The organism is Amorphus orientalis, assembly GCF_030814015.1.
Taxonomy (GTDB): domain Bacteria; phylum Pseudomonadota; class Alphaproteobacteria; order Rhizobiales; family Amorphaceae; genus Amorphus; species Amorphus orientalis.
Genome location: NZ_JAUSUL010000002.1, coordinates 1,427,413 through 1,452,617, shown reverse-complemented (window position 1 = coordinate 1,452,617; position 25,205 = coordinate 1,427,413). Strand labels below are relative to the sequence as shown.

At 66.1% G+C, this 25,205-nt stretch carries 22 protein-coding genes and 2 tRNA genes; 21 read left to right on the top strand and 3 right to left on the bottom strand.

Going from position 1 to position 25,205, the window contains the following annotated elements; genetic code table 11:
- Positions 1-181: 181 nt before the first annotated feature.
- Complete coding sequence (locus J2S73_RS14505; protein ID WP_306886262.1) at positions 182-2,128, top strand: LysM peptidoglycan-binding domain-containing protein; 1,947 nt, start codon at positions 182-184, stop codon at positions 2,126-2,128.
- Positions 2,129-2,216: 88 nt separating this feature from the next.
- A complete protein-coding gene (locus tag J2S73_RS14500; RefSeq protein WP_306886261.1) occupies positions 2,217-2,675 on the top strand; it encodes a DUF6790 family protein in 459 nt (152 codons plus the stop codon).
- A gap of 33 nt (positions 2,676-2,708) precedes the next feature.
- Here J2S73_RS14500 and J2S73_RS14495 read toward each other — a convergent pair whose 3' ends face one another.
- The gene (locus J2S73_RS14495) at positions 2,709-3,041 is read right to left on the bottom strand and encodes a TraR/DksA family transcriptional regulator (protein ID WP_306886260.1); all 333 of its coding nucleotides are present in this window, start codon (positions 3,039-3,041) and stop codon (positions 2,709-2,711) included.
- A 168-nt stretch (positions 3,042-3,209) separates the two neighbouring features.
- Here J2S73_RS14495 and J2S73_RS14490 point away from each other — a divergent pair, with 168 nt between their 5' ends.
- Entirely contained in the window at positions 3,210-3,887 is a 678-nt protein-coding gene (locus J2S73_RS14490) for an isochorismatase family protein (protein WP_306886259.1), read from the top strand.
- Positions 3,888-3,957: 70 nt separating this feature from the next.
- On the opposite strand, the gene J2S73_RS14485 is transcribed toward J2S73_RS14490, so the two are convergent.
- Positions 3,958-4,031 (bottom strand) — tRNA-Cys (locus J2S73_RS14485).
- Positions 4,032-4,317: 286 nt separating this feature from the next.
- Here J2S73_RS14485 and J2S73_RS14480 point away from each other — a divergent pair.
- From J2S73_RS14480 to J2S73_RS14470, 3 genes are all read left to right on the top strand, one after another.
- Positions 4,318-4,449, top strand: coding sequence for a hypothetical protein (locus J2S73_RS14480; protein WP_306886258.1), 132 nt, complete (start codon positions 4,318-4,320; stop codon positions 4,447-4,449).
- 221 nt (positions 4,450-4,670) lie between these two features.
- The gene (locus tag J2S73_RS14475) at positions 4,671-5,873 is read left to right on the top strand and encodes an aminomethyl transferase family protein (RefSeq protein WP_306886257.1); all 1,203 of its coding nucleotides are present in this window, start codon (positions 4,671-4,673) and stop codon (positions 5,871-5,873) included.
- Positions 5,874-6,109: 236 nt separating this feature from the next.
- Positions 6,110-6,808, top strand: a complete 699-nt coding sequence (locus J2S73_RS14470; RefSeq protein ID WP_306886256.1) for a TIGR00266 family protein — start codon at positions 6,110-6,112, stop codon at positions 6,806-6,808.
- 33 nt (positions 6,809-6,841) lie between these two features.
- On the opposite strand, the gene J2S73_RS14465 is transcribed toward J2S73_RS14470, so the two are convergent.
- Entirely contained in the window at positions 6,842-7,708 is an 867-nt protein-coding gene (locus J2S73_RS14465; RefSeq protein WP_306886255.1) for a transglutaminase family protein, read from the bottom strand.
- A 271-nt stretch (positions 7,709-7,979) separates the two neighbouring features.
- Here J2S73_RS14465 and J2S73_RS14460 point away from each other — a divergent pair, with 271 nt between their 5' ends.
- From J2S73_RS14460 to J2S73_RS14390, 15 genes are all read left to right on the top strand, one after another.
- Positions 7,980-9,686: a hypothetical protein gene (locus tag J2S73_RS14460; RefSeq protein WP_306886254.1), complete on the top strand. Its 1,707-nt coding sequence runs from the start codon at positions 7,980-7,982 to the stop codon at positions 9,684-9,686.
- A gap of 117 nt (positions 9,687-9,803) precedes the next feature.
- The gene (locus tag J2S73_RS14455; protein WP_306886253.1) at positions 9,804-10,475 is read left to right on the top strand and encodes a protein-L-isoaspartate O-methyltransferase family protein; all 672 of its coding nucleotides are present in this window, start codon (positions 9,804-9,806) and stop codon (positions 10,473-10,475) included.
- A gap of 368 nt (positions 10,476-10,843) precedes the next feature.
- Positions 10,844-12,154, top strand: coding sequence for a TolC family outer membrane protein (locus J2S73_RS14450; protein ID WP_306886252.1), 1,311 nt, complete (start codon positions 10,844-10,846; stop codon positions 12,152-12,154).
- A 301-nt stretch (positions 12,155-12,455) separates the two neighbouring features.
- On the top strand, positions 12,456-13,262 hold the full coding sequence (locus J2S73_RS14445; protein ID WP_306886251.1) for a DUF2497 domain-containing protein: 807 nt from the start codon (positions 12,456-12,458) through the stop codon (positions 13,260-13,262).
- 175 nt (positions 13,263-13,437) lie between these two features.
- Positions 13,438-16,257 carry a valine--tRNA ligase gene (locus tag J2S73_RS14440; RefSeq protein WP_306886250.1) on the top strand — a complete coding sequence of 940 codons (2,820 nt, stop codon included), beginning with the start codon at positions 13,438-13,440 and terminating at the stop codon, positions 16,255-16,257.
- 95 nt (positions 16,258-16,352) lie between these two features.
- Complete coding sequence (locus tag J2S73_RS14435; RefSeq protein ID WP_306886249.1) at positions 16,353-16,799, top strand: DUF192 domain-containing protein; 447 nt, start codon at positions 16,353-16,355, stop codon at positions 16,797-16,799.
- A 74-nt stretch (positions 16,800-16,873) separates the two neighbouring features.
- Positions 16,874-16,950 (top strand) — tRNA-Pro (locus J2S73_RS14430).
- Positions 16,951-17,529: 579 nt separating this feature from the next.
- Positions 17,530-17,835: an ETC complex I subunit gene (locus J2S73_RS14425; RefSeq protein WP_306886248.1), complete on the top strand. Its 306-nt coding sequence runs from the start codon at positions 17,530-17,532 to the stop codon at positions 17,833-17,835.
- Positions 17,836-18,353: 518 nt separating this feature from the next.
- Entirely contained in the window at positions 18,354-19,097 is a 744-nt protein-coding gene (locus tag J2S73_RS14420; RefSeq protein ID WP_306886247.1) for a metallophosphoesterase family protein, read from the top strand.
- Positions 19,098-19,448: 351 nt separating this feature from the next.
- Complete coding sequence (locus J2S73_RS14415; protein ID WP_306886246.1) at positions 19,449-20,429, top strand: tyrosine-type recombinase/integrase; 981 nt, start codon at positions 19,449-19,451, stop codon at positions 20,427-20,429.
- A 286-nt stretch (positions 20,430-20,715) separates the two neighbouring features.
- Positions 20,716-20,913: a helix-turn-helix transcriptional regulator gene (locus J2S73_RS14410; protein ID WP_306886245.1), complete on the top strand. Its 198-nt coding sequence runs from the start codon at positions 20,716-20,718 to the stop codon at positions 20,911-20,913.
- A gap of 95 nt (positions 20,914-21,008) precedes the next feature.
- On the top strand, positions 21,009-21,386 hold the full coding sequence (locus J2S73_RS14405) for a hypothetical protein (protein WP_306886244.1): 378 nt from the start codon (positions 21,009-21,011) through the stop codon (positions 21,384-21,386).
- Positions 21,387-21,788: 402 nt separating this feature from the next.
- Positions 21,789-22,943: a type IV secretory system conjugative DNA transfer family protein gene (locus J2S73_RS14400; protein WP_306886243.1), complete on the top strand. Its 1,155-nt coding sequence runs from the start codon at positions 21,789-21,791 to the stop codon at positions 22,941-22,943.
- On the top strand, positions 22,927-23,298 hold the full coding sequence (locus tag J2S73_RS14395; RefSeq protein ID WP_306886242.1) for a hypothetical protein: 372 nt from the start codon (positions 22,927-22,929) through the stop codon (positions 23,296-23,298). Before J2S73_RS14400 ends, J2S73_RS14395 begins: the two co-directional genes overlap by 17 nt.
- Positions 23,288-25,204, top strand: a complete 1,917-nt coding sequence (locus J2S73_RS14390; protein ID WP_306886241.1) for a type IV secretory system conjugative DNA transfer family protein — start codon at positions 23,288-23,290, stop codon at positions 25,202-25,204. The genes J2S73_RS14395 and J2S73_RS14390 overlap by 11 nt, the downstream gene beginning before the upstream one ends.
- The last annotated feature ends 1 nt before the right edge of the window (position 25,205 follow it).

The following is a 25,205-nucleotide window of genomic DNA, read 5'->3' as shown; positions in this document are numbered from 1 at the left end:
CGCGGTTGTCCGGGGCTGAAATCGGCGCTATGAGCCCCCGAATCCGTGCGGAGAGCTTGCAATCAGTGCGCCTATTGCGTTCGCTGCAAGTCTAGCGTATCGGCCGATTCGAACCGGACGGTGACGCGGCTGATGGGGAGCCGGCGCACGGGGCCGCGCCGGGCTGACGCTGGAGAATGCAATGAGTTCAAGGGCAAGCGCCGGGGCAGTGCTGTTCGTGATCGCCGTGGGGGCGCTCGGCGCCTATTCGGCCTATCGGGACGGAGCCTTCGCGCCGTCGCCGGCCCAGCCGGACGCGACCGCATCGCAGGAGAGCGCCGCGGCGGAGCCCGCCGCCGAGGCCTCGGGTGGGACCGCCGCTTCATCGGCCGACGCAACCGCGGCCTCCACCGATCCCGCCCCGGGCTCCGGGTCGACGGATGAGGCGGCGACCGGGGCGGCCGATGCAACCGCCGGCGACGGGACGACCGCCGGGACACAGGCCGACACGGCCTCCGGACCGGATGCGACCGCACAGACCGCCGGCGGCCAGGCCGATCCGCAGCCGGACGGAAGCGCTTCGGGCAGCTCCACGTCATCGGAGCCGGCCAGTACTGCTTCGTCCTCCGCGCCCGCCGGGACGGCGTCTGGCGCATCGTCGTCCGGGCAGGGAGCGGAGACCGCGGCGGCCGGCCAGGACACCGGCACCGAAACGGTTGAGACCTTCGAACTCCAGACACCCACCTACGACATCGTCCGCATCGAGCCCTCGGGCGACGCGGTGATCGCCGGCAAAGCCAGCCCCGGCGCGACCATCGAATTGCGTGCGAACGGCGAGGTCATTGCGTCGACCACCGCGAACCAGGCCGGCGAATGGGTGATTGTGCTCGACAGGCCGCTCGCCCCCGGCACCTACGACATCGCGCTCCACAGTGATCACGAGGACGCCGACGCGCCGAAGGCGTCCGCCGACCGGCTGGCCGTCTCGATCCCCGAAAGCGGCAACGAGACGCCGCTTGTCGCGCTGTCGCGGCCGGATCAGCCGGTGGAGGTGTTGCAAAAGCCGGAGGCCCAGGTGGCCGGAAATGGCGTCGGCAATGACAGCGGCGGCTCTGCGTCGACCGCGGCGTCTGGCCGGCAGGTCGAAGGGCCGACGGACACTTCCGGTGCCGAGAGCCAGACCGCGGGCACTGCCACGGCGGAGGCGCCGGTAACCGCCCCCTCAACCGCCGGTGATGGGGCTGCCGACAGCGAGGGCGACGACACCGTCATCGCGCGGCTGAAGGTCAGCGAAGAAACGCTGTCGGTGCCCCGCGATCCCTCCGGTCAGTCGACGGTCGACAGCCAACCTCAATCCGACACCGCCGCCGCCGCTTCCGGCCAGGGCACGGATGCGTCGCAGGCGACGGCGGACCCGTCGCGGCCGGCGCCGGCGGGGGGAGAGGAGGGTGACCCGTCCGCCACGCGCACGGCCGCCCCCACCGACGTCGCATCGGCAGACCTCACCGGCACCGGCGGCAATGCCGAGATCGCCCGGGCCGGCGACGGGTCGTCCGGCGACGCCGTGACGCCGCCCTCCGTGCCGGTGACGATCGAGAGCGCGGAACTCACCGACGACAACCGGTTCATCGTGAAGGGCACCAGCGAACCGGGCGCCAACATCTGGATCTATCTCGACGAGGACTTCGTCGGAGCGGTCCGCGCCGGCGGCTCCGGCCGATGGACGTTCGAGACCGCCCAGGACCTGGATCCCGGCCGCTACACGATCCGCGCCGATCAGGTGCGCAACATGGAAGGGGCGGTCGCCGCCCGCGCCGAAGTGCCGTTCGGCTATGCCGGCCCCGCCCAGGTGGCCGAACAGGGTGAGATCGGCAGTCGCGGGGATGCGGCGACGTCGGATGCCCCCGTCTCGCGCGTTCCGCAGGTCGAGATTCTCGGGTCCGACGACGAGGGCGTCCGGGTGCTTGTTCGCCGCGGCGACGCGCTGTGGACGATCGCGCGCCATTTCTATGGCGACGGGTTCCGCTACACGACCATCTATCAGGCCAATGACGGCCAGATCCGCGATCCCGACCTGATCTATCCGGGCCAGGTCTTCGTGCTGCCGGGCCTGACCGAGAGCGAGGTGCTGGACGCGCAGGGCGGATGATGGCAGGGGGGAGCATCGCCGCTCGGCCGGGCCGACCGGCAGCAGGCGACTCAACCCGAAGAGCCATCGATCTCAGCGGGGGGACAGCATGTACCTCGTGATCGTCATCGCCCTGATGGTCGTTCTGCCGATCCTGTCCATCATCGTCGAACTCGTCGCGGTTCCCGGCTCCGATCCGGTGACACTCATCGGCAAGTGGTTCGTGTTCTGGACGGTCGGCGTCCGTCTGTTTCTGGCAGGCGTGAAGCAGACCACGGATCCCGGGTTCACGGCGCGCTCCATTTTCCGGATCGCGGACCGGGATGCGGAAAAGGTCGTGGTCGAGCTCGGCTTCGCCAATCTCTCGATCGGTCTGCTCGGCCTTCTGACCTTGTTCGAACCCGGGTGGATCGTGCCGGCCGCGCTTGCCGGCGGATTGTTCTATGCGCTGGCCGGCGTCCAGCACGTCCGCAACGCCGAAAGGACCACGAAGGAAGTGATCGCGATGGTCTCCGATCTCGCCATCGCGGTGGTCCTTGCGGTGTTCCTCGCTCTGACGCTGGCCTGACCGGACACGGGTCCGACCAGACGGCAGCCGCGCTCAGCCCTTCGCGCAGCCGATGCAGGTGGGCGTCGTGAGGTCGATCTCGAGGCGCGCCTCGGCGATGTCCTCGCCGCAGACCACGCAGGCGCCGAACTCGCCCTCGTCGAGCCGCTGGAGGGTGGCCGCGATGCGCTGAAGGCGCAGCCTGCGGCGCTGGTCCGCCGCCTGGGCCATGGCCTGGCCCTGCATGGCGTCCATCCGCGACAGACGCCCGACCGAGGTCTGGTCGAGCGTCACCGTGGCGCGGCTGTCGGCCGAACCGGCGATCTCCGCCTCGATCTCGGCGCGCTCGGTCTCGAGCGCCTGTCGGACCGCTGTCTCGTCGAGCATGATCCTGTCCGGTCTTTCTCCTCGCTGCGTGGCCCAGCCTGCCACGCCGGGCGCTCCGGATCGAGCGGGTCAACCGGGCCGGGATATGATCTACTCTGGCTTCCGAATCCCGGCCGGCCATTCCACCGGGTCGGGCCGTTCCGTATCGCCAAGTGGAGAGAGTACCCCATGCATCCGGTGACCGTTCGACAGGAGATCGTGGACCGTGTGATCGCGCGGCGGGGACGGTATCACCTGTTCGACCGTCTCGACCCGAAGCGGACGGCGCTCGTCGTCATCGACATGCAGGGCACCTTCTGCGCGCCCGGATCGCCGGCGGAAGTGGCGGCCTCGCGCGGCATCGTCGAGCCCATCAACACGCTCACTGCGGGGCTGCGTGATCTCGGCGTCCCCGTCATCTGGGTGCTGCACGCCAACGTCCAGCGCGACGGCGTCAGCGACTGGGAGCTGTTTTACCGCCACATCGTCGCCGACGAGGTGCGCGAACGCACGCTGGAGAGCATGTATCCGGGGCGCCAGGAGGTATGGAGCGATCTGGTGGTCGGCCCCTCCGACGTCACCGTGATGAAGAACCGCTACAGCGCGCTCATTCCCGGATCGTCGTCGCTCGAACGCATCCTGCGCAATCTCGGCGTCGACACGATCCTCATCGCCGGCACCAAGACCAACGTCTGCTGCGAATCGACGGCCCGCGACGCGATGATGCTCGATTTCAGGACGGTGATGGTCGAGGACTGCTGTGCCGCGCTCTCCGACGACGAACATCGCGCCGCGCTGGAAACCATCATCCAGCAGTTCGGGGACGTGATGACCGGCAGGCAAGTTCTGGAGCGGCTCGGCGCCTGAGCGGCGCCTCGAGCCCGCCCGGACCGGGCCACCGGTGCGTTTTTGGGAACGGGAAGCCGGGCAGGGGAGTTGGAGGCGACGGCCGGAATCGAACCGGCGTACACGGATTTGCAGTCCGCTGCGTAACCACTCCGCCACGTCGCCACTCGGCTGGGATACCTATTTGGGTTCAGGCCGGTGTTCAAGCGGCAAGCGCCGGCCTCCCCGATTTTTTCGCCTCCGGCCTGACCGGAGCAGGCGCGCGCGGCGGCTCCGGATCTTGCCGTCCGGGCCTGTTCGGTCACCTTCCGGGGCGGGTCTGCATGGTCCGGCGCTCTCTCACGCATGCGTGATGAAAAAAAATCCGCACATTTTGCGTTTTTTTATTGAACTTAAACGTACTGAGTGCATTCTACTCCCGAGTGCAGTTTGCGTGAAAGGGAGGTTTGCCATGCTGAATGAACTGATGCTCGGCCGGGCGCTGTATTGCCGCCGCCGCTATCGCCACGGACAGGTCTCCGAAACCCGGTGGGCGCATGTCTCGCGCGCCACGCAGGAGTGGATCCGCGCCAGATTTTCCTGATCCCGCGCAGAGTTGCGCAGGGAAGCAGTTTCCGATCCGCCCGGCCATTCGCCGGGCGGATTTTTTTGTGCGCGACGGTGGCCCGGTCACGGGCAGCGCTCCGCGGCGGCGTCGGTTGGTCCGCCCGCTGGGGTTGAATCCGCCGGGCAATACTGATGAGACTGGCAAAGGGCCGGAACGGTCTGGGGGAAGCCGAGCCCGCCCAACCGATCGAGGGTCGCATGTCAGATCCCCACCCCGATCTTCTCTTCGCCGTCCTTCCGCTGGACGATGGCGGCGCGCAATCGGAATTCGGGCTCACCATGGCGGCGCACCCGCTGGTGCACCAGGAGCTCCCCTACCGGCCTCAGTACACCGTCTACAACCGCCGCCTGACGGCGATGAGCATGGCGTTCTCGACCGTCGATGAGGCGTACTGGATGCTTCGGCGCCAGGCGATCCTCCGCCATACGGCGGAGCTGCCCATCGAGATCCGCGGCCCCGACGCCGAACGGCTCCTGAACCTCGCCTTCACCCGCGACATTTCCCGCAACCGGGTCGGCCGCTGCAGCTACCAGATCGCCTGCGACGACCGGGGCGGGCTGCTCCTCGACGGGGTGCTGGTTCGCCTTGCGGAGGATCGGTTCTGGTACGGGCAGGCGGACGGCGACCTCAGCCTCTGGCTCATGGCCCTCGGGCGGGGATTGGACGTCGACATCCGCGATCCGGGCGTCTGGATCAGCCAGGTGCAGGGGCCGGACTCGCTCCGCATCCTCGAGGCCGCCGTCGATGGCGCCTATCCCGATCCGTTCCGCTATTTCGATGCCGCATGGGTGACGATCGCCGGTCAGGAGGTCGTCGTCACGCGCTCCGGCTACACCAACGAACTCGGCTGGGAGATCTATCTCGGACCTGAAATCGACGCCGGCGCCGTGGGAGACCGCATCCTGGAGGCGGGACGGGAAGCGGGCCTGCGTCCCGTGGCGATCGGCGGCGCGCGCCGGATCGAGGCCGGGCTTTTGAATGCCGGCTCCGATTTCGACGCGACGGTCACGCCGTTCGCGGCCGGGTTGGGCGCCATGGTCGATTTCGACAAGCCGGACTTCGTCGGCAAGACGGCCCTTGAGAACGCCGATCGCAGATGCCGGACCTGGGGACTTCGCGTCCCCGGCGGCGTGGCGCGTCTCGGCGACCGGTTGAGCCGCCACGGCGTCCCGGCCGGGCGGGTGTGTTCCTCCGCCTGGTCGCCGTTTCTGGCGTGCGGCGTGGCGATCGTGCGGCTCGACGAACCGGATCTCGGTCCTGGAACGGCCCTCGACGTGGCGTGCCTCGACGGGTCGGACCGGCCGGGAAAGACGTGCGCCCTGCCGATGTACGACCGTAGCCGCGACATTCCGCGCGGAAGGGTCGTCGATATCCCGGACCTCCCGGCCGACGTCGCCTAGCCTCCTGTCCGCTCGAGCGCGTTCGCCGTCCCGGCTGGCCGGGACAGCCGGCCGCCGCATGCCGCGCAATTCCGGTTGTCGGCGCCCGCGGATGCTGCTTCTGTCCGACGGGTTGTCGGGGCGAGACTGGGGGCGTCGGCGACCTCTTTGTTTCGTTTGCCGCTTCCAGAGCCTCTCCGCCCGGCCGGACCCGTCCGGAGGATCGGAAAGGGCTCCGGAGTGAACAGGAGGCACGCATGCGCAGCGAGATCACCGGCTCGACCCTTCCCGTCCTCACCCTCACGCTTGAACCTGGCGAAAAGATCCTCGCCGAACCGGACCGTCTGTCCTGGATGACACCGAACGTCGGCATGCACACCACTGCGGCGACCGGCGGGTCCAGCGGCCTGTTCGGGGCGCTCGGCCGGGCGATCTCCGGCGGCGGCCTGTTCATGACCGAGTTCACGGCCGAGCGCAGCGAAGCCATGGTCGCCTTCGCCGCGACGGTGCCCGGCAACATCGTCGAGGAGAAGATCGCCGATGGCCGGGGCCTTGTGGTCCATCGCCACGGTTTTCTGGCCGGCAGCCACGGCCTGTCCGTCGCCATGGGCTTCCAGCAGTCGCTCGGGGCGGGACTTTTCGGGGGAGAAGGGTTCGTGCTGCAGCGCCTCAGCGGCACCGGCACGGCCTTCGTCGAACTCGGCGGCGAAATCGTCAGCTACGATCTGGAGGCCGGCCAGGAACTGCTCGTCCATCCCGGCCATGTCGGCATGTTCGAGGAGCGGGTGTCCTTCGACATCACCACGATCCGGGGCGTCCGCAACATCATGTTCGGCGGCGACGGCCTGTTCCTGGTGCGCCTCGCCGGGCCGGGCCGCGTCTGGCTGCAGTCGCTGACGCCGGCAAAACTTGCCCACGCGCTGCGGCCCTATCTGCCCTCCGGCGAGCACCGCTGAGCCGCACCGGCGATCCGTCACCGATGCGCCGGCCTATTCGCCGCTGGTGACGGCCACTTCGATCTCCATGCCGAGGAACGCGCCGCCGGAGAAGGACCCGCCCACCGGCTGGGCCTGTTCCGGCGTGCGCGTGGTCGCCACCCGCACCAGCTCGTTGCCGGCGACGATCTCGTTGGTCGGGTCGAACTCGACCCAGCCGACGCCGGGAATGAACACTTCCGCCCAGGCGTGGGTGGCGCCGCCGCCGGTCAGGCCGGGATTCTCGTCCGTCGCCTGATCGTAGAGATAGCCGGTGACGAACCGGGTCGCGAAGCCCAGGTCGCGGGCGGCCTCCATGAACAGGAACGCGAAGTCCCGGCAGGTGCCGCTCGCCCCCGTGATCGTCTCGGCCGGCGTCTGGACGCCTTCCTCGTCACGGCGGCGGTACTCCATCCCGTCGTGGATCGCGCTGGAGAGCAGGTCCAGCACGGTGAAGGTGTTGTCGGGCACCTCGGGCATCACCCCTTCCAGCCATTGCGACACGATCGGCCGGTCCTCCGGACACTGGATGAGGAGGAGGGGGGCCAGATCGATACGTTCGTCGGAATCGTAGGAGAACGGATAGGTGATGGCGTGGGGCTCGAAGGTCCGGTCGGCGTCCTCCAGACCGTAGCGCTCCAGATACAGCTCGCTCTTCACCACGAGGCGCGAGGCCGGCTCGGCGAAATCGAGCAGGGCGATGGAGTTGCCGAACGTGTCGTAGGCCCAGCGCACCTGAGCTTCCGGCTCCACGATCAGGCTGGAGCTGAGGATGCGCATGTCGTGGCCGTCCCGCGGCCGCAGCATCAGCCGGTGGCGGCCGAACGTGACCGGCTGGTCGTAGGCGTAGCGCGTGTGATGGCTGATATGGAGCGACTTCATCTGGGGCGTCGACTTTCGGATTGAGGGGCGAGGTGAAAACGCATGCCGGAAACGTCGCAGCCGGAATTCCGATCCGCAACCGCGCGCATATTCCATCCGCCGGCGTCTCGCGACGAACCCGACGGACACCAGGGACGGCGAGCAGATGACGAAATACCGGGAGCGGGCCGGTCGAGCGGCAGCCGGGCGCGCAGCGAGGCCGTACCGGCTTGATTGCCGGATCGCAACGGGCGAAATAGGCGTCCCTTTCAGCAATCGAGGACTGCTTTGAATGTCTGAGGCGCAGCCCCGCCGCCCGGTGCTCGAAATCATTCTCGTTGCAGTCGTTCTGCTGGCCGGGCTCGCGCTGCTCTATGGGAACGCCCTTCAGGCGGGGCTGCCGCGGGTCAGCGGGGACCTGTACGACGGCCGCATCTACATCGCGGTGCTGGAGCACTGGTTCGGTGTGGTCTCCGGAGACCATTCGCCCCTCTCGCCGCCCTACTTCTACCCCTATCCGTACACGTTGAGCTTCGGCGACGGTCTGGTGGTCGCCGGCCTGATCTACGCGGTGCCGCGCGCCGTGGGCTTCGATCCGTTCGTCAGCTACGAGATCAGCAACGCCGTCATCTGTTCGATCGGCTTCGTCGGAGCCTATGCCGTCGCGCGCCGGCTCCTGGGCGTGTCCATCGTCTTCGCTCTGTTCGCGGCGCTGGTGGCTTTGCTGGCAAATTCCCTGACGATCCGGTCGGTGCACGCCCAGCTTCTCTTCGCCGCGTTCTTCCCGATCGGCATCCTGCTGGTCTGGCCCCTCTTTCTCGGGCTGACGTCGAGCGGCGGCCGGTCGCCGCGCAGCACGGGCACGATGCTTGCCGCAGTGGGCGCCGTCGTCTTCTTCTTCGTCTGGGCGATGACGTCCTTCTATTCGCTGTTCGCGTTCGTGCTGTTCACGCTGGTGGTGATGGCAACCGCCATGATCGCGGATCCGGCGCTTCGGGGGCGTGTCTGGCAGGCCCTTCGGCGGCCTTCACCGGCGCTCATCGTGCTGGCGGCGGGGTTCGCCGTGGCCGCCGTCGCCGTGTTCGCGCTCTACAGCCAGTCCGGTCACAGCGGCCACAGCGTCTCCGGCATGTGGCATGGCGCGCGCCCGGTCATCGAACTCATCAATGTCGGCGGCAGCAACTGGATCTGGGGCGACCTCATGGGGCCGCTGATGGGCCTGTCGGAGACGGCGAATCCCAACGATCCTTATGGCTTCTCGCCGGTCTTTCTCGCCGCGTTCCTTCTCTGCACGGTCTGGCTCGTGATCGCCTGCCGCCGCGATCGCCCCACGGTCGACGGTGCCGGCGCCGATCGGCGCGTTCTGGCCCTTGGTCTGGCGGCCGGCGCCGTGGTCCTCGGACTTTGCGCCGTCAGGATCGGCGGCTTCGCCCTGTTCCAGCCGCTGTTCGTCGCGATCCCCGGCGGCTCGGCGATCCGGCTGCCGGTGCGCTTCCTGCTCTTCGCCGGGCCGGTCGTGGCGCTTGTCACGGCCTACGGCCTGGATGCGGCCGCGCGCCGCGGATGGGTGCCGGCGCTGGCTGCGGTCGCGGTCGCGGTCTTCATCCTTCTGGAGCAGGGCCACGACGAGAGCACGCTGCGACTCGACCGGCATGCCGAGCAGGCATTCCTGGAAAGCGTGCCGGAGCCGCCGGAGGGGTGTCGCAGCTTCTATGTCTACGAGCCGCGCGTCGGGCCTTTCGGCAACGAGGCGATGGACCGCTACTATTCCCACGGCGTCGACGCCATGCTGCTCGGGTCCTATCTCAGGCTTCCCACGGTGAACGGGATGGCGACCTTCACGCCGGTCGGCTGGACGCTCGCCGGCCCGTTCGAGCCGGACTACCTGGACCGGGTGGCAGCCTACGCCGAGCGCCACGGCATCTCCGACGGGCAGTGCGGCCTGAGCCTGAAGGAAAGCCGGTGGGTGGAGGGCGTGCCGGGTCAGGCAACACGCTGATCCGGGGACCCTTTCGTCATCCTCGTGGCCTCTGCGTCCCACGCTTGGCTTGCCTCCGCCGGGCCGCCCCGCTAAGGCAATGGCATTGGATCTCTTCTAGACCGCGGACGGTTGATCATGGTCGACTTCGCCACCTTGCGCACCCGAATGGTCGAAAACCAGCTGCGGACGTTCGATGTCACGGACTACCGCATTCAGGGGGCGATGAACGAAATCCCGCGCGAGGCCTTTCTGCCTCAGGCGCGGCGATCGCTCGCCTATCTGGACGAGCCGGTTGCGATCACCGATCCCGAGCCGGGCAAGCTCGGCCGCTATCTCACCCGCCCGGCGGTCTTCGCCAAGATGCTCCAGATCGCCGAGATCGAGTCCGGTGACCTGGTGCTCGTCGTGGGCGCGGGCACCGGCTACCCCTGCGCCGTGCTCGGACGGCTCGCCGATGCCGTCGTCGGGCTGGAGTGCGACGAGGCTCTCGGCGCGGAAGCCGGGGAGAACCTGACCGAACTCGGCATCGAGAACGCCGCCGTGGTCACCGGGCCGCTGGAAGCCGGCTGGCCGGCGGAAAGCCCCTACGACGTGATCGTCGTCGACGGCGCGGTGGAAACCGGGCTGGATCCGCTGTTCGACCAGCTCAAGGACGGCGGACGGCTCGTTGCGGTGGTCGGGCGCGGCCTGTCGGCCATGGCCACGGTCTACCGTCGAAGCGGCGACCGCACCGGCCACTGGCCGTCCTTCAATGCCGCCGCGCCGATCCTTCCCGGCTTCGAGAAAAAGCCGGAATTCACCTTCTAGACCTTACGTTCACCAGGGTTTTCAGGCCTCCTGCGGCGGTCGGCCATGTCGGCCGGCGGGAGGGTGCCGTGCGTCCCGCGCCGCGCCTGGTCCTCCGCTCCGACAGGCCCGGCGGAAACCGCTGCGTGCTGTTGCCGAATTGCCTCAGGGCGTCGCCGAAGGACTCTGAATCGGCGCTTGCGGATTAACGTTTGAGGGAATCGGGGCTACACCAATCCCTTAATGGTCCGTTAAATACCGCTTCCAGGAACGACGTTCCTGAAAAGGGGGGCTTGTTGCGTACAGGATCGCCACGTTCTTCGCTGGGGCTGCTGGCTTGGGCGTTGTTTGGGATCAGCCTGGTGTCTGGCCCGGCTGCCGCTCAGACGATGACCGATTCGTTGTCTTCGGCTTATTCGAACAATCCGCAATTGAACCAGGCGCGGGCTCAGCTGCGCTCGATCGACGAGAACGTCGCGATCGCCAAGTCGGCCATCCGGCCGCAGGTGTTCGCGAACCTCTCGGCATCGTCCCAGTACACGTCGCTCAACGGCGTGACCGCGGCGAGCACGGGTCAGCGGTTCAACACGAGCGGAGCGAACAACCCGCTCACGGTCGGGATGAGCTTCACCCAGCCGATCTTCACCGGGTTCCAGACGAAGAACACCGTTCTGCAGGCCAAATCGGCCGTGCGGGCCCAGCGTGAGCTCCTGCGCGACACCGAGCAGGCGGTCCTTCTTGATGCCGCCACCGCGTTCCAGGACGTGATCCAGAACGCCTCGATCGTTCGGCTGCGCCAGAGCGACGTGTCGTTCCTCGACGAGCAGGTGAAGGCGTCCAAGGATCGGCTGGAAGTCGGCGAGGGCACCCGCACCGACGTCAGCCAGGCGGAAGCCCGGTACGCGGAAGCCGTGTCCGATCTGAATTTCGCCGAAGCGAGCCTCGCCTCCAGCAAGGCGACCTACCGCCAGATCACCGGGCTGGAAGCGCGCGATCTGGTCGACAACCTGAACTTGGCGCCCAAGCTGCCGCCGTCGCTCAACGGCTCGCTGGCCACCGCCCAGGACGCCCATCCGGCGATCCAGTCGGCCGTGCACAATGTCGACGTCGCGCTGTTCAACGTGAAGGCGCTTTCGGGCCAGTTCCTGCCGGAGGTCTCGGTGACCGGTCAGGCGGGCCGCACCTACGACACCGGCAATGCGGACTATCAGGATTCCGCGCAGGTCTCGCTGAACGTGGACATCCCGATCTATCAGGGTGGCCGGGTGTCGGCGCAGGTCCGGCAGGCCAAGGAAGACCTCGGCTATTCCCGCATTCAGGTCGACCTGCTGCGCGACCGGGTGCGGCAGAACGTGGTCGCTTCGTGGTCGCAGTACCAGTCGTCGGTCGCCTCGATCCAGGCGGCCCGGACCGGCGTGTTCGCCCAGCAGCTCGCCCTCCAGGGCGTGATCGAGGAGCAGCGCGTCGGACAGCGGACGACCCTGGACGTCCTGAACGCCCAGCGCGATCTGGTCAGCGCCCAGGTGACCCTGGTGCAGGCCGAGCGCAACAAGGCGGTTGCGGCCTACGCGCTCCTGTCGGCCACCGGTCAGCTCGGCGTCGAGAAGCTCGGCCTGCGCGTGGTGCGCTATCAGCCGACGCAGCACTACGAGGCCGTCAAGGACAAGTGGTACGGCCTGCGGACGCCCGACGGCCGCTGACGGGCCTGACTGCCCGACGACGGAGACCATGCGAGACCGGCTCGGCGAGCGCTGCGCCGGTCTTCGTGCGTCCGGGGGTGGCGTTCACCCGGTCCCGACCGGCCGGCACCGTCTCGGTGGCGAGATCTGTTTTTTGCCCCCGAAGACTTGCAGATCGGCCGGCTTTCCCCTCGTCCCGTGAATCGAAGCTGATATCATGACAGCCAAGAAATGATTCGCGCCTGGCGGATTGTTCGGGGGACACGACCGCGATTTCGGGGAACTGCTTATGGCCATGGCCCAAGCAAAGCACGATCCGTCGATGGATGAGTTGCTTGCATCCATCCGCCGCATCATTTCGCAGGACGAAGACGAGGTGAGCGAAGCGGTGCCGCTGGCGGCCACCGGAACGGATGGCGCCGCTGCCCCGGGGGCGAGCGCCCCGGCCGCAACGGCCCGGGCAACCCCCGAGCCCGAACCGGAGCCGGAAGACGATCTCGCGGGCCTGGATCTGGACATGCTGCCCGACCTCATCGAGCAGAGCATCCGAGAAGCGTTCCCGGAGGCGCCGAGGGCGTCCGCCTGGGATGCGGCGGCGATGGAAGCCTTCTCCGCCGCGCTCGAAGAAGAGGACCCGGAGCCGACCGTGTCGCTGTGGGACGCGGACTATGAAGCCGGTGGGTTCCCCGACGACGACCGGTTCGACGACGCCTACGGCTTCTCCGGCGAGGCCGAGCGGTACGAGACTGACGGGCAGGACAACGCTCCGGACACCGGCGGCGGCTATGTCGATCCGCCCGAAATGTTCGCGGCCGCCGCCTTCGGGGCTCCCGTCGCCCGCCGTGCCGATCTCGATGCCGACCGGGAAGAGATCCGGCGGCTGATGTCGGACCGCAGCTCCAGCTCCGTCGGCTCCGCCTTTGACGAGCTCGCCCGCAGCATGCACGCCCAGTCCGCTCCCCGGGCAACTCCGGCTGCGGCCGCGCCGGCGTCCGCCCGCACCATGGAGGACGTGGTCCAGGACTGTCTGCGACCCATGCTGCAGGCGTGGCTGGACGAGAATCTGCCCGATCTCGTGGAGCGGATGGTCCAGCAGGAAATCGACCGGGTCGCCCGCAAGCCGCGCTGATCGGCCGGACGGCCCCGGCGCCCGCGGTCCAGGAAAACCGGGCCTGAGACAGGCGTCCGATGCCGTCTCATCGTCAAAGGAATCCGGAATAGCGCGAGCCGTGGTTGACGGCATCGGGCGGTTTGGGCTTGAACACCGGATCGGTCGGCCCGTTTCGCCAATTTCCGGGATTCCCATGCTCGACAAGACATACGACGCCGCGGCGGTCGAGCCGCGCATTGCCAACCTTTGGAACGACGCCGGTGCCTTCCGCGCCGGGGCGGGCGCGCGCGAGGGCGCCGATCCGTTCACCATCGTGATCCCGCCGCCGAACGTCACCGGCTCGCTGCACATGGGCCATGCGCTCAACAACACGCTCCAGGACGTGCTCGTCCGGTTCGAGCGGATGCGCGGCCGCGACGTGCTGTGGCAGCCGGGCACCGACCATGCCGGCATCGCCACCCAGATGGTGGTGGAACGCCAGCTCGCCGAGCGCCAGGAGCCGGACCGCCGCGCCATGGGACGCGAGGCGTTCGTCGACCGGATCTGGACCTGGAAGGCGGAATCCGGCGGCACCATCCAGAACCAGCTGTTCCGGCTCGGCGCCTCCTGCGACTGGAGCCGCGAGCGCTTCACCATGGACGATGGCCTGTCGGCCGCCGTCCTGGAGGTCTTCGTCAAGCTGCACGAAGAGGGCCTGATCTACCGCGACAAGCGGCTGGTGAACTGGGACCCCCGCTTCCTGACCGCGATTTCCGACCTCGAGGTCCAGCAGATCGAGGTGAAGGGCAAGCTCTGGCACTTCCGCTACCCGATCGAGGGCGGCGCCACCTATCAGGCGCCGGTCGCCTTCGACGAGGAAACCGGTGAGCCGACCGAGTTCGAGACCCGCGACTACATCGTCGTCGCCACGACCCGGCCGGAGACGATGCTGGGCGACACCGCCGTCGCGGTTCATCCCGAGGATCCGCGCTACAAGGACCTGATCGGCAGGCACGTCGTGCTGCCGCTGGTCGGCCGCCGCATCCCGATCGTCGCCGACGACTATGCCGATCCGGAGACGGGCTCGGGCGCGGTCAAGATCACCCCGGCCCACGACTTCAACGACTTCGAGGTCGGCCGCCGCAACGATCTGCGCATGATCAACATCCTCGACGAGGAGGCGAAGCTCTTCCTCGCCGACAACGACGCCTTCCTGGAAGGCCTCGCCGCCGATCCGGACTTCACCAACGTCATGGCGCTCAACGGCGCCGACCGCTTCAAGGCGCGCGACGCGATCGTCGAGCTGATGGAGGCGCGCGAGCTTCTCGACCGGATCGAGGATCACGTCCACATGGTCCCCCACGGCGACCGCTCGGGCGTCGTCATCGAGCCGTTCCTGACCGACCAGTGGTATGTCGACGCGGCGACGCTCGCCAAGCCCGCCATGGAAGCCGTCCGCAAGGGCGACACCACCTTCGTTCCCGGCAACTGGGAGCGGGTCTATTTCGAGTGGATGGAGAACATCCAGCCCTGGTGCGTCTCGCGCCAGCTGTGGTGGGGCCACCAGATCCCGGCCTGGTACGGCCCCGACGGGGCGACCTTCGTCGCCAAGACCGAAGCCGAGGCGCTTGCCGCCGCCGAGGCGCGGTTCGGCAAACCGATCGCCCTCATGGCCAAGCAGGAGGCCGTCGCCGCCTGGGAGACGGGTGGCGACACGGTCGCGCTCTACCGGGACGAGGACGTCCTCGACACCTGGTTCTCCTCCGCGCTGTGGCCGTTCTCCACGCTCGGCTGGCCGGACCAGACGCCGGAGCTTGCCCGCTACTATCCGACCAGCGTGCTGGTCACCGGCTTCGACATCATCTTCTTCTGGGTCGCCCGGATGATGATGATGGGCCTGCACTTCACCGATCAGGCGCCGTTCCACACGGTCTACATCCACGCCCTCGTCCGCGACGAGAAGGGCGCCAAGATGTCGAAGTCCAAGGGCAACGTCATTGACCCGATCGACCTGATCGACCAGTTCGGGGCCGATGCGCTGCGCTTCACCCTGTCGGCCATGGCCGCCCAGGGCCGCGACATCAAGCTCTCGCCGGCGCGCGTCCAGGGCTATCGGAACTTCACCACCAAGCTGTGGAACGCCGCCCGCTTCGCCGAGATGAACGGCTGCCGTCCGGTCGCCGACTTCGATCCGTCGACGGCGAAGGAGACGCTCTCCCAGTGGATCCTGGTGGAGACCGCCCGCACCGGCGCGGCCGTCACCGAGGCGATCGAGGCCTATCGCTTCAACGATGCCGCGGGCGCGGTCTATTCGTTCACCTGGCACACCTTCTGCGACTGGTTCCTGGAGCTGGCCAAGCCCACGCTCCAGGGCGAGGACGGCCCCGCCAAGACCGAGCTCCAGGCGGTGACGGCCTGGGTCATCGACGAGATCGTCAAGCTGCTGCATCCGTTCATGCCGTTCCTGACCGAGGAACTCTGGGCGCGGACGGCGGAGGAGGCGGGCATTTCGCGTCCGGCGCTTCTGGCGCTGACCGCCTGGCCGGATCTCAAGGTTGCCGACAATCCGGCCGCCCGCGAGATCAACTGGCTGGTCGCGCTCATCACCCAGATCCGGTCGGTCCGCTCGGAGACCAACGTGCCGGCCGGCGCCCAGATCCCGGTCGTGCTCGTCGGCGCGGGCGAGACCGAGCGCGGCTGGATCGCCACCCACGAAGCCGCCATCAAGCGGCTCGCCCGGGTGGAGACGATCGAAGAGGCCGATGCGCCGCCGCCCCAGTCGGCCCAGGTCATCCTCGGCGACGTCACCGTCTGCCTGCCGCTTGCCGGCGTGGTCGACATCGACGCCGAGCGCGCGCGCCTGAAGAAGGAGCTCGACCGGCTCGCCGGCGAGATCAAGAAGATCGACGGCAAGCTCTCCAACCCGTCCTTCGTGGAGCGGGCGCCGGAAGAGGTGGTCGAAGAGCAGCGCGAGCGGCGCGAGGAAGCCGAGAGCCGGCGCGTGAAGGTCTCCGAGGCGCTCGGCCGATTGTGATCGGCGACGGCCGTGTCGCATGCCGGGCCGGCTTGAGTGGCGGCCCGGGCGCGGGCATGGTGTCGGCGTCCTGTCGGTCCATGTCCGGAGTTGCCATGCACGCCCTGTCGCGCGTTCTCGTCCTCGTCGCTGCGCTCCTCGCGCCGGGCCTTGCGGCCGCAGCCGACACGCTGGTCGTCGTCACAGACGACGCCCGCCACGAATTCACGATCGAGATCGCCGACGATCCGATGGAGCGGGCCCAGGGCCTCATGTTCCGCGAGGAGATGGCGCCGGACCACGGCATGCTGTTCGATTTCGCCCGAGAGCAGCCGGCCTCGTTCTGGATGAAGAACACGCCGCTGTCTCTGGACATGATCTTCGCGAAGGCGGACGGCACCATCGTCCGCATCGCCGAGGACACGACGCCGTTCTCGACCGATTCCGTCCCGTCGGGCGAGCCGGTGCGCTTCGTTTTCGAAGTGCTGGCCGGCACGTCGGACCGGCTGGACATCGAGCCCGGCGACCGGATCGAACACCCCCGCGTAGAGGCCGCCGAATAGGGACGGGTGACCGCCCGATTCGAGCGCCCACCTGTTGCCCGCGTTGCGCGGGCCGTGTATCGGAAGAGCGTCGTCGGGGTATAGCTCAGCCTGGTAGAGCACCGGCTTTGGGAGCCGGGGGTCGCAAGTTCGAATCTTGCTGCCCCGACCATCGCGTGCGCGTCATAAGGGCTGGATGCGGCGGCGTGGCCGCACAATGCGATTGACTGCCGGGTCGTTCCGTCCAGTTCCGACTTGCGCGGGGAACCTCTTACGCTGAGAGACGGTTGAGAGCATTCCGTCATGAACTGCTATCAATGTCTTCCCGTCGTGCAGGGGGCCAAGCGCACGCGTCGATTATCCGTAGCGCCTCCCGAAGGCCACCAATTTCTCCGCGCAATTTGTCTCGTTGGCGTCGACCGCCGAGGGGGGCGCGTTGGACCAAGTCTTCCAGAAGGCGAATCCGATCTTCGATGTAGGTCACCACGAGCGCTGCCCTGATAAACTTCTCGTCTTTTTGGGTCATTGCGAACGATCCCTAGTTGTAAGATTCTCGACGAGTACCTTTGCTGGAGCTTGCACCGAACTGGAAAATTCTGCGAACTGAACGCCGGTTTTCTCGAGATTGGACCGCAAGTTCGAATCTTGCTGCCCCGACTATCGCGCGCGCGTCATAAGGGCTGGACGCGGCGGCCCCTGCGCGCCAAAACAGGTCTTGAGACCCATTCCAGTCCGACCGTTCGAGGATCGCATGAGCGCACGCATCTACAAGCCCTCCAAGACGGCCATGCAGTCGGGCCGTGCCAAGACCCATCGCTGGATTCTCGAGTTCGATCCCGAAGAGCCGCGCACCATCGATCCGCTGATGGGCTGGACCTCCTCGCGCGACATGAAGAGCCAGATCCATCTGCGCTTCCCGACCAAGGAAGCCGCCATCGCCTACGCGGAAAAGCACGGCATCGCCTATCACGTGCACGAGCCGCACGAGCGCGCTCCGCGCCGCGTCGCCTACGCCGACAACTTCAAGGCCGACCGCCGCTTCCCCTGGAGTCACTAGTTTCTTCTCGCTCACGCGAGTTCGCTTCGCTCACCGCTGCGCGGGCGCGGCCAAGTATGGCCGGCGCGCGGTCGCGCGCTGACAAGCAACGCCAGGAAAAGTGCGCAGCGGTTTTCCGTCCGGGATTGCGTGGGAAAGAACTTTTTTGCTCACGCCGAGTGCGCTGACGCGCACCGGCTCCGCAAGGGCGGAGTTTCTCAGGATCCCGGTCGCTCCGCTCCGCGCCTCTTGACCGGCCGGCCCGCGGTCGCGGGCTGATGGGGCAGTTCGGACAGGTCGTGTTAGGGAAGCTGCGGCGCCCACCCCAATCTCCGCTCATCCCCGCGAAAGCGGGGATCCAGGGCCATGCGACGTGCCCCCGGTTTTGGCCCTGTGGACCCCGGGCTCTGCCGGACTGAGCGGCTGCCGTACAATGCGCGCCCTCGGCAATATCCCGCGCCGTTCCATGACCGAAAGCGCGTAAGCTGTCGTCACATGGCCTGGCCGGCGCCGGTCCACACGGACAAGGGATGGCAGAGATGCGGTTTGCGGCAATCGCCGACATTCATGGCAACGACCTGGCTCTGGAGGCGGTGCTCGCGGATATCGCCGCCCACGGCCTCTCCGACATCGTCAATCTGGGCGATCTTCTGAGCGGTCCGCTCAACGCGCGGCTTACCGCCGATCTTCTGATGGACCTCGACCTGCCGACCATCCGGGGCAATCACGATCGCTGGCTGGCCGAAACCGCGCCGGAGGAGATGGGCCTCTCGGACAGGGCCGCCTGGAGCGAGCTGGAGCCGCACCATCTGGACTGGCTGAGCGACCTGCCGGCGACGATGGTCTACGCCGGCGAGGTCTTCTTGTGCCACGGCACGCCGGCGAGCGACACGACCTACTGGCTGGAGACCGTTTCCGGGCCGGCGGGCGCGACCATGGCGGCCAGGGGTACGATCCGCGAAGCCCTAGGCGATGTCGGCGAGCCGCTGGTCCTGTGCGCCCATACCCACATTCCGCGCGCAGTGCGGCTTCCGGACGGCCCGCTGATCGTCAATCCGGGAAGCGTCGGATGCCCGGGCTACGAGGACGATCATCCGGTTCCGCACATCATGCAGACCGGAACGCCGGACGCCTCCTATGCCATTCTGGACAAGGGACCGCGCGGATGGTCGGTGACCTTCCGTCAGGTGCCGTACCGCTCAGTGGACATGGCCCGGCTCGCCCGCGAGCGGGGCCGGCCGGACTGGGCAAGGGCGCTCGAGACGGGCTGGATCGATCCGTAGGGTCGGAACGGGGCGTCATGGTGGGGTGCGCGCTCAACCCGACCTCCGCTCGCTGCACGCGAAAGCGGGAGTCCGAGGGGATGGCGACTACCCATTCGCGCCCGGATCGGCTACCAAAGCCGGCGACGAGGGCGTCTGCACCCGATGGCCCCCTCGCGACCGGCCCCGTAGCTCAGTGGATAGAGCACCGGCCTTCTAAGCCGATGAATAGGCTCTCCATAGCATCTCATTGCACCTCGAAATCCTAGCGTTTCCGCCAAAAGCTCGCTAGTATCGCGTCATTCCACCTCACTCGAAATCACCCATATGCACGTGATTTCTGAGACTAAGAGTGACTAGATGCGACTGCATTTGACCGACCTCGCCATCCGCAAGCTGCCGCTCCTAACCGCTGGCCAGAAACGGTACTGGGATGAGCAGACCCCAGGTTTTGGCCTGACGGTCGGAACGAGGGCAAAGACGTTCATCGTCATGTACGGGACAGAGCGACGGCTGAAGAGCATTGGCCGCTACCCCGAAATCGGCCTCTCAGACGCGCGGAAGGAGGCGAAGCGCCTCCTAGCCCACAAACCAGCCCAAAACCGCTCAGAACGGCTCACAGAGCTTGTCACGGCATTCCTAGAGGACTGCGAGGAGCGCCTCCGGCCATCGAGCGTGGCGCGGTACGCGGACGTCCTGAAACGTGCCCCCGATATCTCCTTGGAGAAGGTGACCAAGTCGCTCGCCGCGACGCCTCACGAAGTGAAGGCGTACAAGGCGCTTTTCAACTGGGCGATGAAGGAGGATTTGTACGACCGCAACCCGTTTCAGCACATGCGGACCGTCTATGGCATTCGCGATCGCGTGCTGTCGGACGAGGAGCTAAAGAAGCTCTGGGCGTACGAGCACAAGCCATTCTCTGACATCGTCAAACTCCTCATCCTCACCGGCCAGCGAAAAGGGCAGATTGCTCGTTTTGATACCGAGTGGATTAAGGGCGACACCATCCACTTTCCCGCTTCTGTGATGAAGCAGGGAAAGGTCCACACCATTCCGTATGGCGAGGTGACCGAGCCGTACCTTCAGGAGTTCTCATTCAACTCGTGGAGCAAGGCGAAAGAGCGCCTCGACAAGCAGACTGGTGTAACCGACTGGGTGCTTCACGATCTGCGGCGGACCTTCGCTACCGTCCACGCCCGTCTCGGTACTCCGATCCACATCGTTGAGGCGTTGCTCGCGCACTATTCCGGTCAGATCTCTGGCGTCACCGCAATCTATGTGCGCCACGATTTTCTGAAAGAGCAACGTGCGGCTGTACAAGAATACGAGAGTTTCATACGCTCCCTCATGTAACTAAAGATTGCTGGGAGGGAACTATGAAAGCACTAGCGTGGATTGGTATTCTGATCGGGTTTGTGGGGTTCGGATATCTCGTTGGCTTCGGCCCTGAACAGACCGACCCAGGAGCGGGCTCGTCGTTGTTCATGATGCTCATCGGAGCGGCCGGTGTGTTCTACCTCTACCGGCACTATTTCCCCCACGGGTTTATCCCGAGAAAATAACCACCTACAATTTCGCGGTGCTCATGGGCTAGTCACCCCTGGGTCGTCATGACGATCCTCCTTACCGGAGGTTCGTCATGTCGAGAATGTTGAAGAAGCGGGAGGTCTGCGCGCTGGTGTCCATCTCGCCCGCAACACTCCAGCGCTGGGAGGATGCGGATCTGTTCCCGAAGCGTATCACGCTTGGTCAGAACCGTGTCGCTTGGTGGGAGTCGGAAGTGATGGCCTGGCTCGAAGCTCGTGCTCAACGTCCGCTGACTATCTCCTCCTCGTGAGGAGATCGGGGGTGGTGGATTGCAACCGCCACCCCCACCTTGCCGCTGCGTGGTACAATGCCTATAGAACCCGCTCCCACACAGTGGAGGTCACAGTGGCAAGCGTACTCGACCGTATCAAAGAATTGGACCAGGAGCGGAGCAAGCTCCTGCAGGAGGCCAAGAGCGAAGCTCTCGCAAACGCGCAGAAGGCCGTCGAAGAACTCAACGCACTCGGCTTCAACTACCGTCTCGTGTCAGACGGCGAGACCGCCAGTGCATCCTCGGGCACCCGTCGAATGGGTATCCGCCAGGAAGTGCTCGAGATCGTGAAGCAGCATCCGCAGGGCATCAAGCGAGCCGACCTGCTCGCCCAGATGGCTGCGACCGACAAGCGTGGACGACAGTCCGTCTCCAACGCGCTTGCGAACCTCAAGAAGTCCGGTTCCATCGATGGTGATGCCGGCGTCTACAAGCCGGCCAAGGGCCGCTGACCGAAGGGCTGAGCCACAAACTCAGCCCTTTTTCTTTGCCCACGCGCTTACCCTATTACTGTGGGTAGAGCGGCGTGGGTGCACATACCGCTCCACTCCACCTCATTCCAGTTACCTTGCCGCACGGCTAACGCCGTGACTTCCCCCTTTCTGGCCCTCCCTATCGCTCGGCCCCTAGCGCCCCTCGGCTCGCCTACCGGTCGACCCAGCGGGGAGAAACGCGGAAGTCACGGCGTATCGCCCGTGCGGACACCGACCATCCCGCTACCCGCGGGACCGTTCACTGATACAATGACAGTGGACCGTTCCTTTACGGCAGTACCCGACCGCACCATTCCCGAGGAGTTTGCTACTCCGCTGAGCACGCGGGAAACGCTCAGTCCGGTGCTGCCATAAGGGAGTATGGAGCACGTATTCGGAGGGCAGGGGAAGACCAACTACCTTCTCCACAAAGCGCTAGCGGACATCGAGCAGGGAGCCGGTGTCCTTTTCTTCGACCCTGTCGGCAGCGCGGCAGACGCACTGCTCTCCCGCATCCCCAAGCACCGCACCCAGGACTGCCTCGTCGTCGACCCGACGGATGTCGAGCATCCCGTCGGCTGGAATGTGCTCCACAACGCCGAGAACAAGCCGCTCCTCGCCGCCATTCTCTCGCAGACGATCAAGGCCATTTGGAACTACGATCGCGTGGCCACGCCGGTCCTCGACCGCATGACGTACAACACGATCGCGGCGCTGCTTGAGTACCCCGACGCGACGCTCCTCATGATTGAGCCGATGCTCACGGACAGGGCGTTCCGCGACCGTGTCCTAGAGCATGTCCGAGACCCCGTCCTTGGCGAGAAGTGGTCCTACTGGAGCGGTCTCAAGGACAAGGACTGGCAGCAGCTCATATCCTCGACCGAGAACAAGGCGGGCGAATTCAGCGAGGACCCGCGCATCCGCAACATTATCGGACAGCGGAGCACGTTCGATCTGAAGCGCATGATGTTTGACCGAAAGATTGTCCTTTTGCGGCTACCGCAGGGGCAGCTCGGCAACAAGACCGCGATGTTCGGATCGCTCTTCCTCGCGCACGTACAGGCCATCGCCTACAGTCGCTCGGTCCCCATCCCCTTTGGCATCTACATCGACGACGCGTACCACTTCGATACGCCGGTCCTCCGACAGCTCGTCTCCGCTGGCAGGCGCTATGGTCTGTCGGTCACCGCGGCCAATCAGTACCTCGCGCAGCTCTCGCAGGAGTTGCGTTCCTCGCTCATCGGGAATGCCGATCGGCGCGTGATGTTCCGGACGGGCATTGAGGATAGCGACTACCTTCACCGCACCATTCCAGAGAACAACACACTGCCAAAGATGCATGAGCTACCGCTCTATCAGGCGATGGTGTTCGACGGTGATCTCAGACGTGAGCGGGTTCCGCTGTTTACCCCAGGACGCCATACGCGTGTGCGCAAGGTTGTAGAGCAATCTAGGCGAGTCTACAGTTCAAAACGTAAGGCTGTGGAACAACACATAGCAGCGTCGCTGGGAGGGCTACATGCGGGTGAACATTGAGCATCGTGAGGAGCGTTTGGGGCTGATCCGGAAGCGCACCTTCTTCTTTGTCGATCTCAACGTGACATTCTCCGATGAGGAGACGCAGATCATCAAGGAACGCGGTCTTGGTCCTGAGATCGTAGTCGAGCGAGGCGTGCCAGCGCATCGCGACGATGGAAAATGGACGCCGGGTATGGCGGACATCTTCAACCTGCGTATCCGCGACCTCTTCAAGGCCGACAGCTACTCCTTCTATACCCCGGCCGAGGCCAAGGAGTACGAGGAGCAACTCCGCATCGTCCTGCCGGAGCTGAAGGCCTACATCATGGAGAACGAGGCGGTCGAAGAGAAGAGCAGCTCCTTTGAACTCTGACCTCGAGGATGTCGTCGGCATCATCCTCGCGTTCACGTTCATCGGTGCGTTAATCTTCCTCCTGGTGATCGGGGCGATCGCCGCTCCGTTCATTGGGATCGGCTTGGTCCCGATCGCGGCGTACGTCTACTACCGGAACTCGCCGCAGAAGAAGGAGAAGGATGCGCGCGAGCGCACGCAAGCGCTTTATGCGGAGGCCAAGAAGGTCGCTCCGCCCGACGTTGGGCGCTACTACGACCGCTTCGTTGAGGAGCTGGGCGACGAGGAGCTGATCGGCGTTGCCTCAAAGCTCTACCTGGACGAGGGCTTCCTACTGCCCGAGGAACCGCCTCCGATCTGCAATTCGGTCGAGGCAGCCCGGTATCGCGATCGTCTGACCGCCTACATCAACAACGCTCACGACCGGGCGCAGGTCGACCGTTTCGTCGATGTGCTGATGGCCGCGCTGCCGCGGCATGAGGTCGGCGGCGGGACGTTCCAGGCCGCCCGCGTCCTTGAGAGGGGCGAGGTCGAGGAACTGATCGTTGGCTTCTTCGGGGACCACGACTTCTTCCGGAAGCTCCGCCGGCAGCTTGATGCCAACCTGCAGGCCCAGAAGGGCTTGATGCCGTCGGAATATGCCGGCGACGACTGTGCGATCGCCTACCTCAAGAACACGCCGCTGCTACCGCTTGCGGTGCGGATCGAGGCCATCGACCTGGAGCGCCGCACGGAGCACATGCACATTGTCGGGGGCTCGGGTCACGGCAAGACGAGCCTCATCCAGTACCTCATCTCGCGGGATCTCGACGACGACTGCTGCGCCATCGTGATCGACAGCCAGCGGCAGATGATCCCGAAGCTGGCCGCGCTCGATATTCCGCTCTCTGACGTCACGTACCTGACGCCGCACCACAGTCTCGGCATCAACCTCTTCGATGTCGGCTACGACCGCATGCGGCACGACGAGCGGCTGGTGAACAGCACGATCGAGCTTTTGGAGTTCGTGCTCGGCTCACTCATTGCCGCGGACCTCACCCCGAAACAGCAGCTCGTCTTCCAGTACGCCATTCAGCTCGTGATCGCGGTCCCAGGTGGCAACATCGATACCTTCCTCAAGGTGCTCGCTCCGAAGGGGCACGAGGCGCTCGAGGAGACGATCGCGCAGCTCTCGCCGTCCGCCCGTGAGTTCTTCCGGACCGAGTTTGGCGAGAAGACCTACACGGAGACGAAGCGCGAGATAAGTTGGCGCGTCTGGTCGATGATGAAGAACCCCACGTTTGCGCGGATCTTCACCGCGACCCGCAATCCCGTCGACATGTTCGCGGAGATGGAGGAGCGCCGCCTCATCCTCATCGACACCGACGCAGACCTCCTGCAGGGGGCGTCGGGCTTCTTTGGCCGCATCTTCATCGCCCAGATCCTGCAGGCGGCCCAGCGGCGCTTCACAAGCGCCAGGAGGCCCGTCTACCTCTATGTCGATGAAGCCACGGCATACTTCGACGAGAACCTGGCGAAGATGCTGGAGACGGCCCGGAAGGCCAATATCGGCATCATCCTTGCGCACCAGTATCTCGAGCAGATCACCAGTCCGGCCATGTACGCGTCGATCATGGCCAACACGGCGATCAAGTTCGCCGGCGGGGTCGGCCGTGACGCCGTGGCGCTCGCGCCGGTGATGCACACGACGGCCGACTTCATCCGCGATCAGCCGCCGCACTGCTTCGCCGCCTATCTGAAGGGGAAGGGCACCTATTCTCTCTCTGCCCCGCCAAATGTCATTGAGCGCGCACCGAAGCGCTCAGACGATATTCGGCCGGAAATGGAGCGACGGTACGGCTACGAGCCTTCGATCGATCCTTCTGAGCCACCAGAGGCGAAGCCGGAGATGACGGCTGAAGAGGTCGAGCCGTCGAGTGAGCTGTAAC

Bases quoted from the DNA above. Each gene is read 5' to 3' on its own strand.
- J2S73_RS14505 (WP_306886262.1), top strand. From the start codon at position 182: ATGAGTTCAAGGGCAAGCGCCGGGGCAGTGCTGTTCGTGATCGCCGTG.
- J2S73_RS14500 (WP_306886261.1), top strand. From the start codon at position 2,217: ATGTACCTCGTGATCGTCATCGCCCTGATGGTCGTTCTGCCGATCCTG.
- J2S73_RS14495 (WP_306886260.1), bottom strand. From the start codon at position 3,041: ATGCTCGACGAGACAGCGGTCCGACAGGCGCTCGAGACCGAGCGCGCC.
- J2S73_RS14490 (WP_306886259.1), top strand. From the start codon at position 3,210: ATGCATCCGGTGACCGTTCGACAGGAGATCGTGGACCGTGTGATCGCG.
- J2S73_RS14480 (WP_306886258.1), top strand. From the start codon at position 4,318: ATGCTGAATGAACTGATGCTCGGCCGGGCGCTGTATTGCCGCCGCCGC.
- J2S73_RS14475 (WP_306886257.1), top strand. From the start codon at position 4,671: ATGTCAGATCCCCACCCCGATCTTCTCTTCGCCGTCCTTCCGCTGGAC.
- J2S73_RS14470 (WP_306886256.1), top strand. From the start codon at position 6,110: ATGCGCAGCGAGATCACCGGCTCGACCCTTCCCGTCCTCACCCTCACG.
- J2S73_RS14465 (WP_306886255.1), bottom strand. From the start codon at position 7,708: ATGAAGTCGCTCCATATCAGCCATCACACGCGCTACGCCTACGACCAG.
- J2S73_RS14460 (WP_306886254.1), top strand. From the start codon at position 7,980: ATGTCTGAGGCGCAGCCCCGCCGCCCGGTGCTCGAAATCATTCTCGTT.
- J2S73_RS14455 (WP_306886253.1), top strand. From the start codon at position 9,804: ATGGTCGACTTCGCCACCTTGCGCACCCGAATGGTCGAAAACCAGCTG.
- J2S73_RS14450 (WP_306886252.1), top strand. From the start codon at position 10,844: ATGACCGATTCGTTGTCTTCGGCTTATTCGAACAATCCGCAATTGAAC.
- J2S73_RS14445 (WP_306886251.1), top strand. From the start codon at position 12,456: ATGGATGAGTTGCTTGCATCCATCCGCCGCATCATTTCGCAGGACGAA.
- J2S73_RS14440 (WP_306886250.1), top strand. From the start codon at position 13,438: ATGCTCGACAAGACATACGACGCCGCGGCGGTCGAGCCGCGCATTGCC.
- J2S73_RS14435 (WP_306886249.1), top strand. From the start codon at position 16,353: ATGCACGCCCTGTCGCGCGTTCTCGTCCTCGTCGCTGCGCTCCTCGCG.
- J2S73_RS14425 (WP_306886248.1), top strand. From the start codon at position 17,530: ATGAGCGCACGCATCTACAAGCCCTCCAAGACGGCCATGCAGTCGGGC.
- J2S73_RS14420 (WP_306886247.1), top strand. From the start codon at position 18,354: ATGCGGTTTGCGGCAATCGCCGACATTCATGGCAACGACCTGGCTCTG.
- J2S73_RS14410 (WP_306886245.1), top strand. From the start codon at position 20,716: ATGTCGAGAATGTTGAAGAAGCGGGAGGTCTGCGCGCTGGTGTCCATC.
- J2S73_RS14400 (WP_306886243.1), top strand. From the start codon at position 21,789: ATGGAGCACGTATTCGGAGGGCAGGGGAAGACCAACTACCTTCTCCAC.
- J2S73_RS14395 (WP_306886242.1), top strand. From the start codon at position 22,927: ATGCGGGTGAACATTGAGCATCGTGAGGAGCGTTTGGGGCTGATCCGG.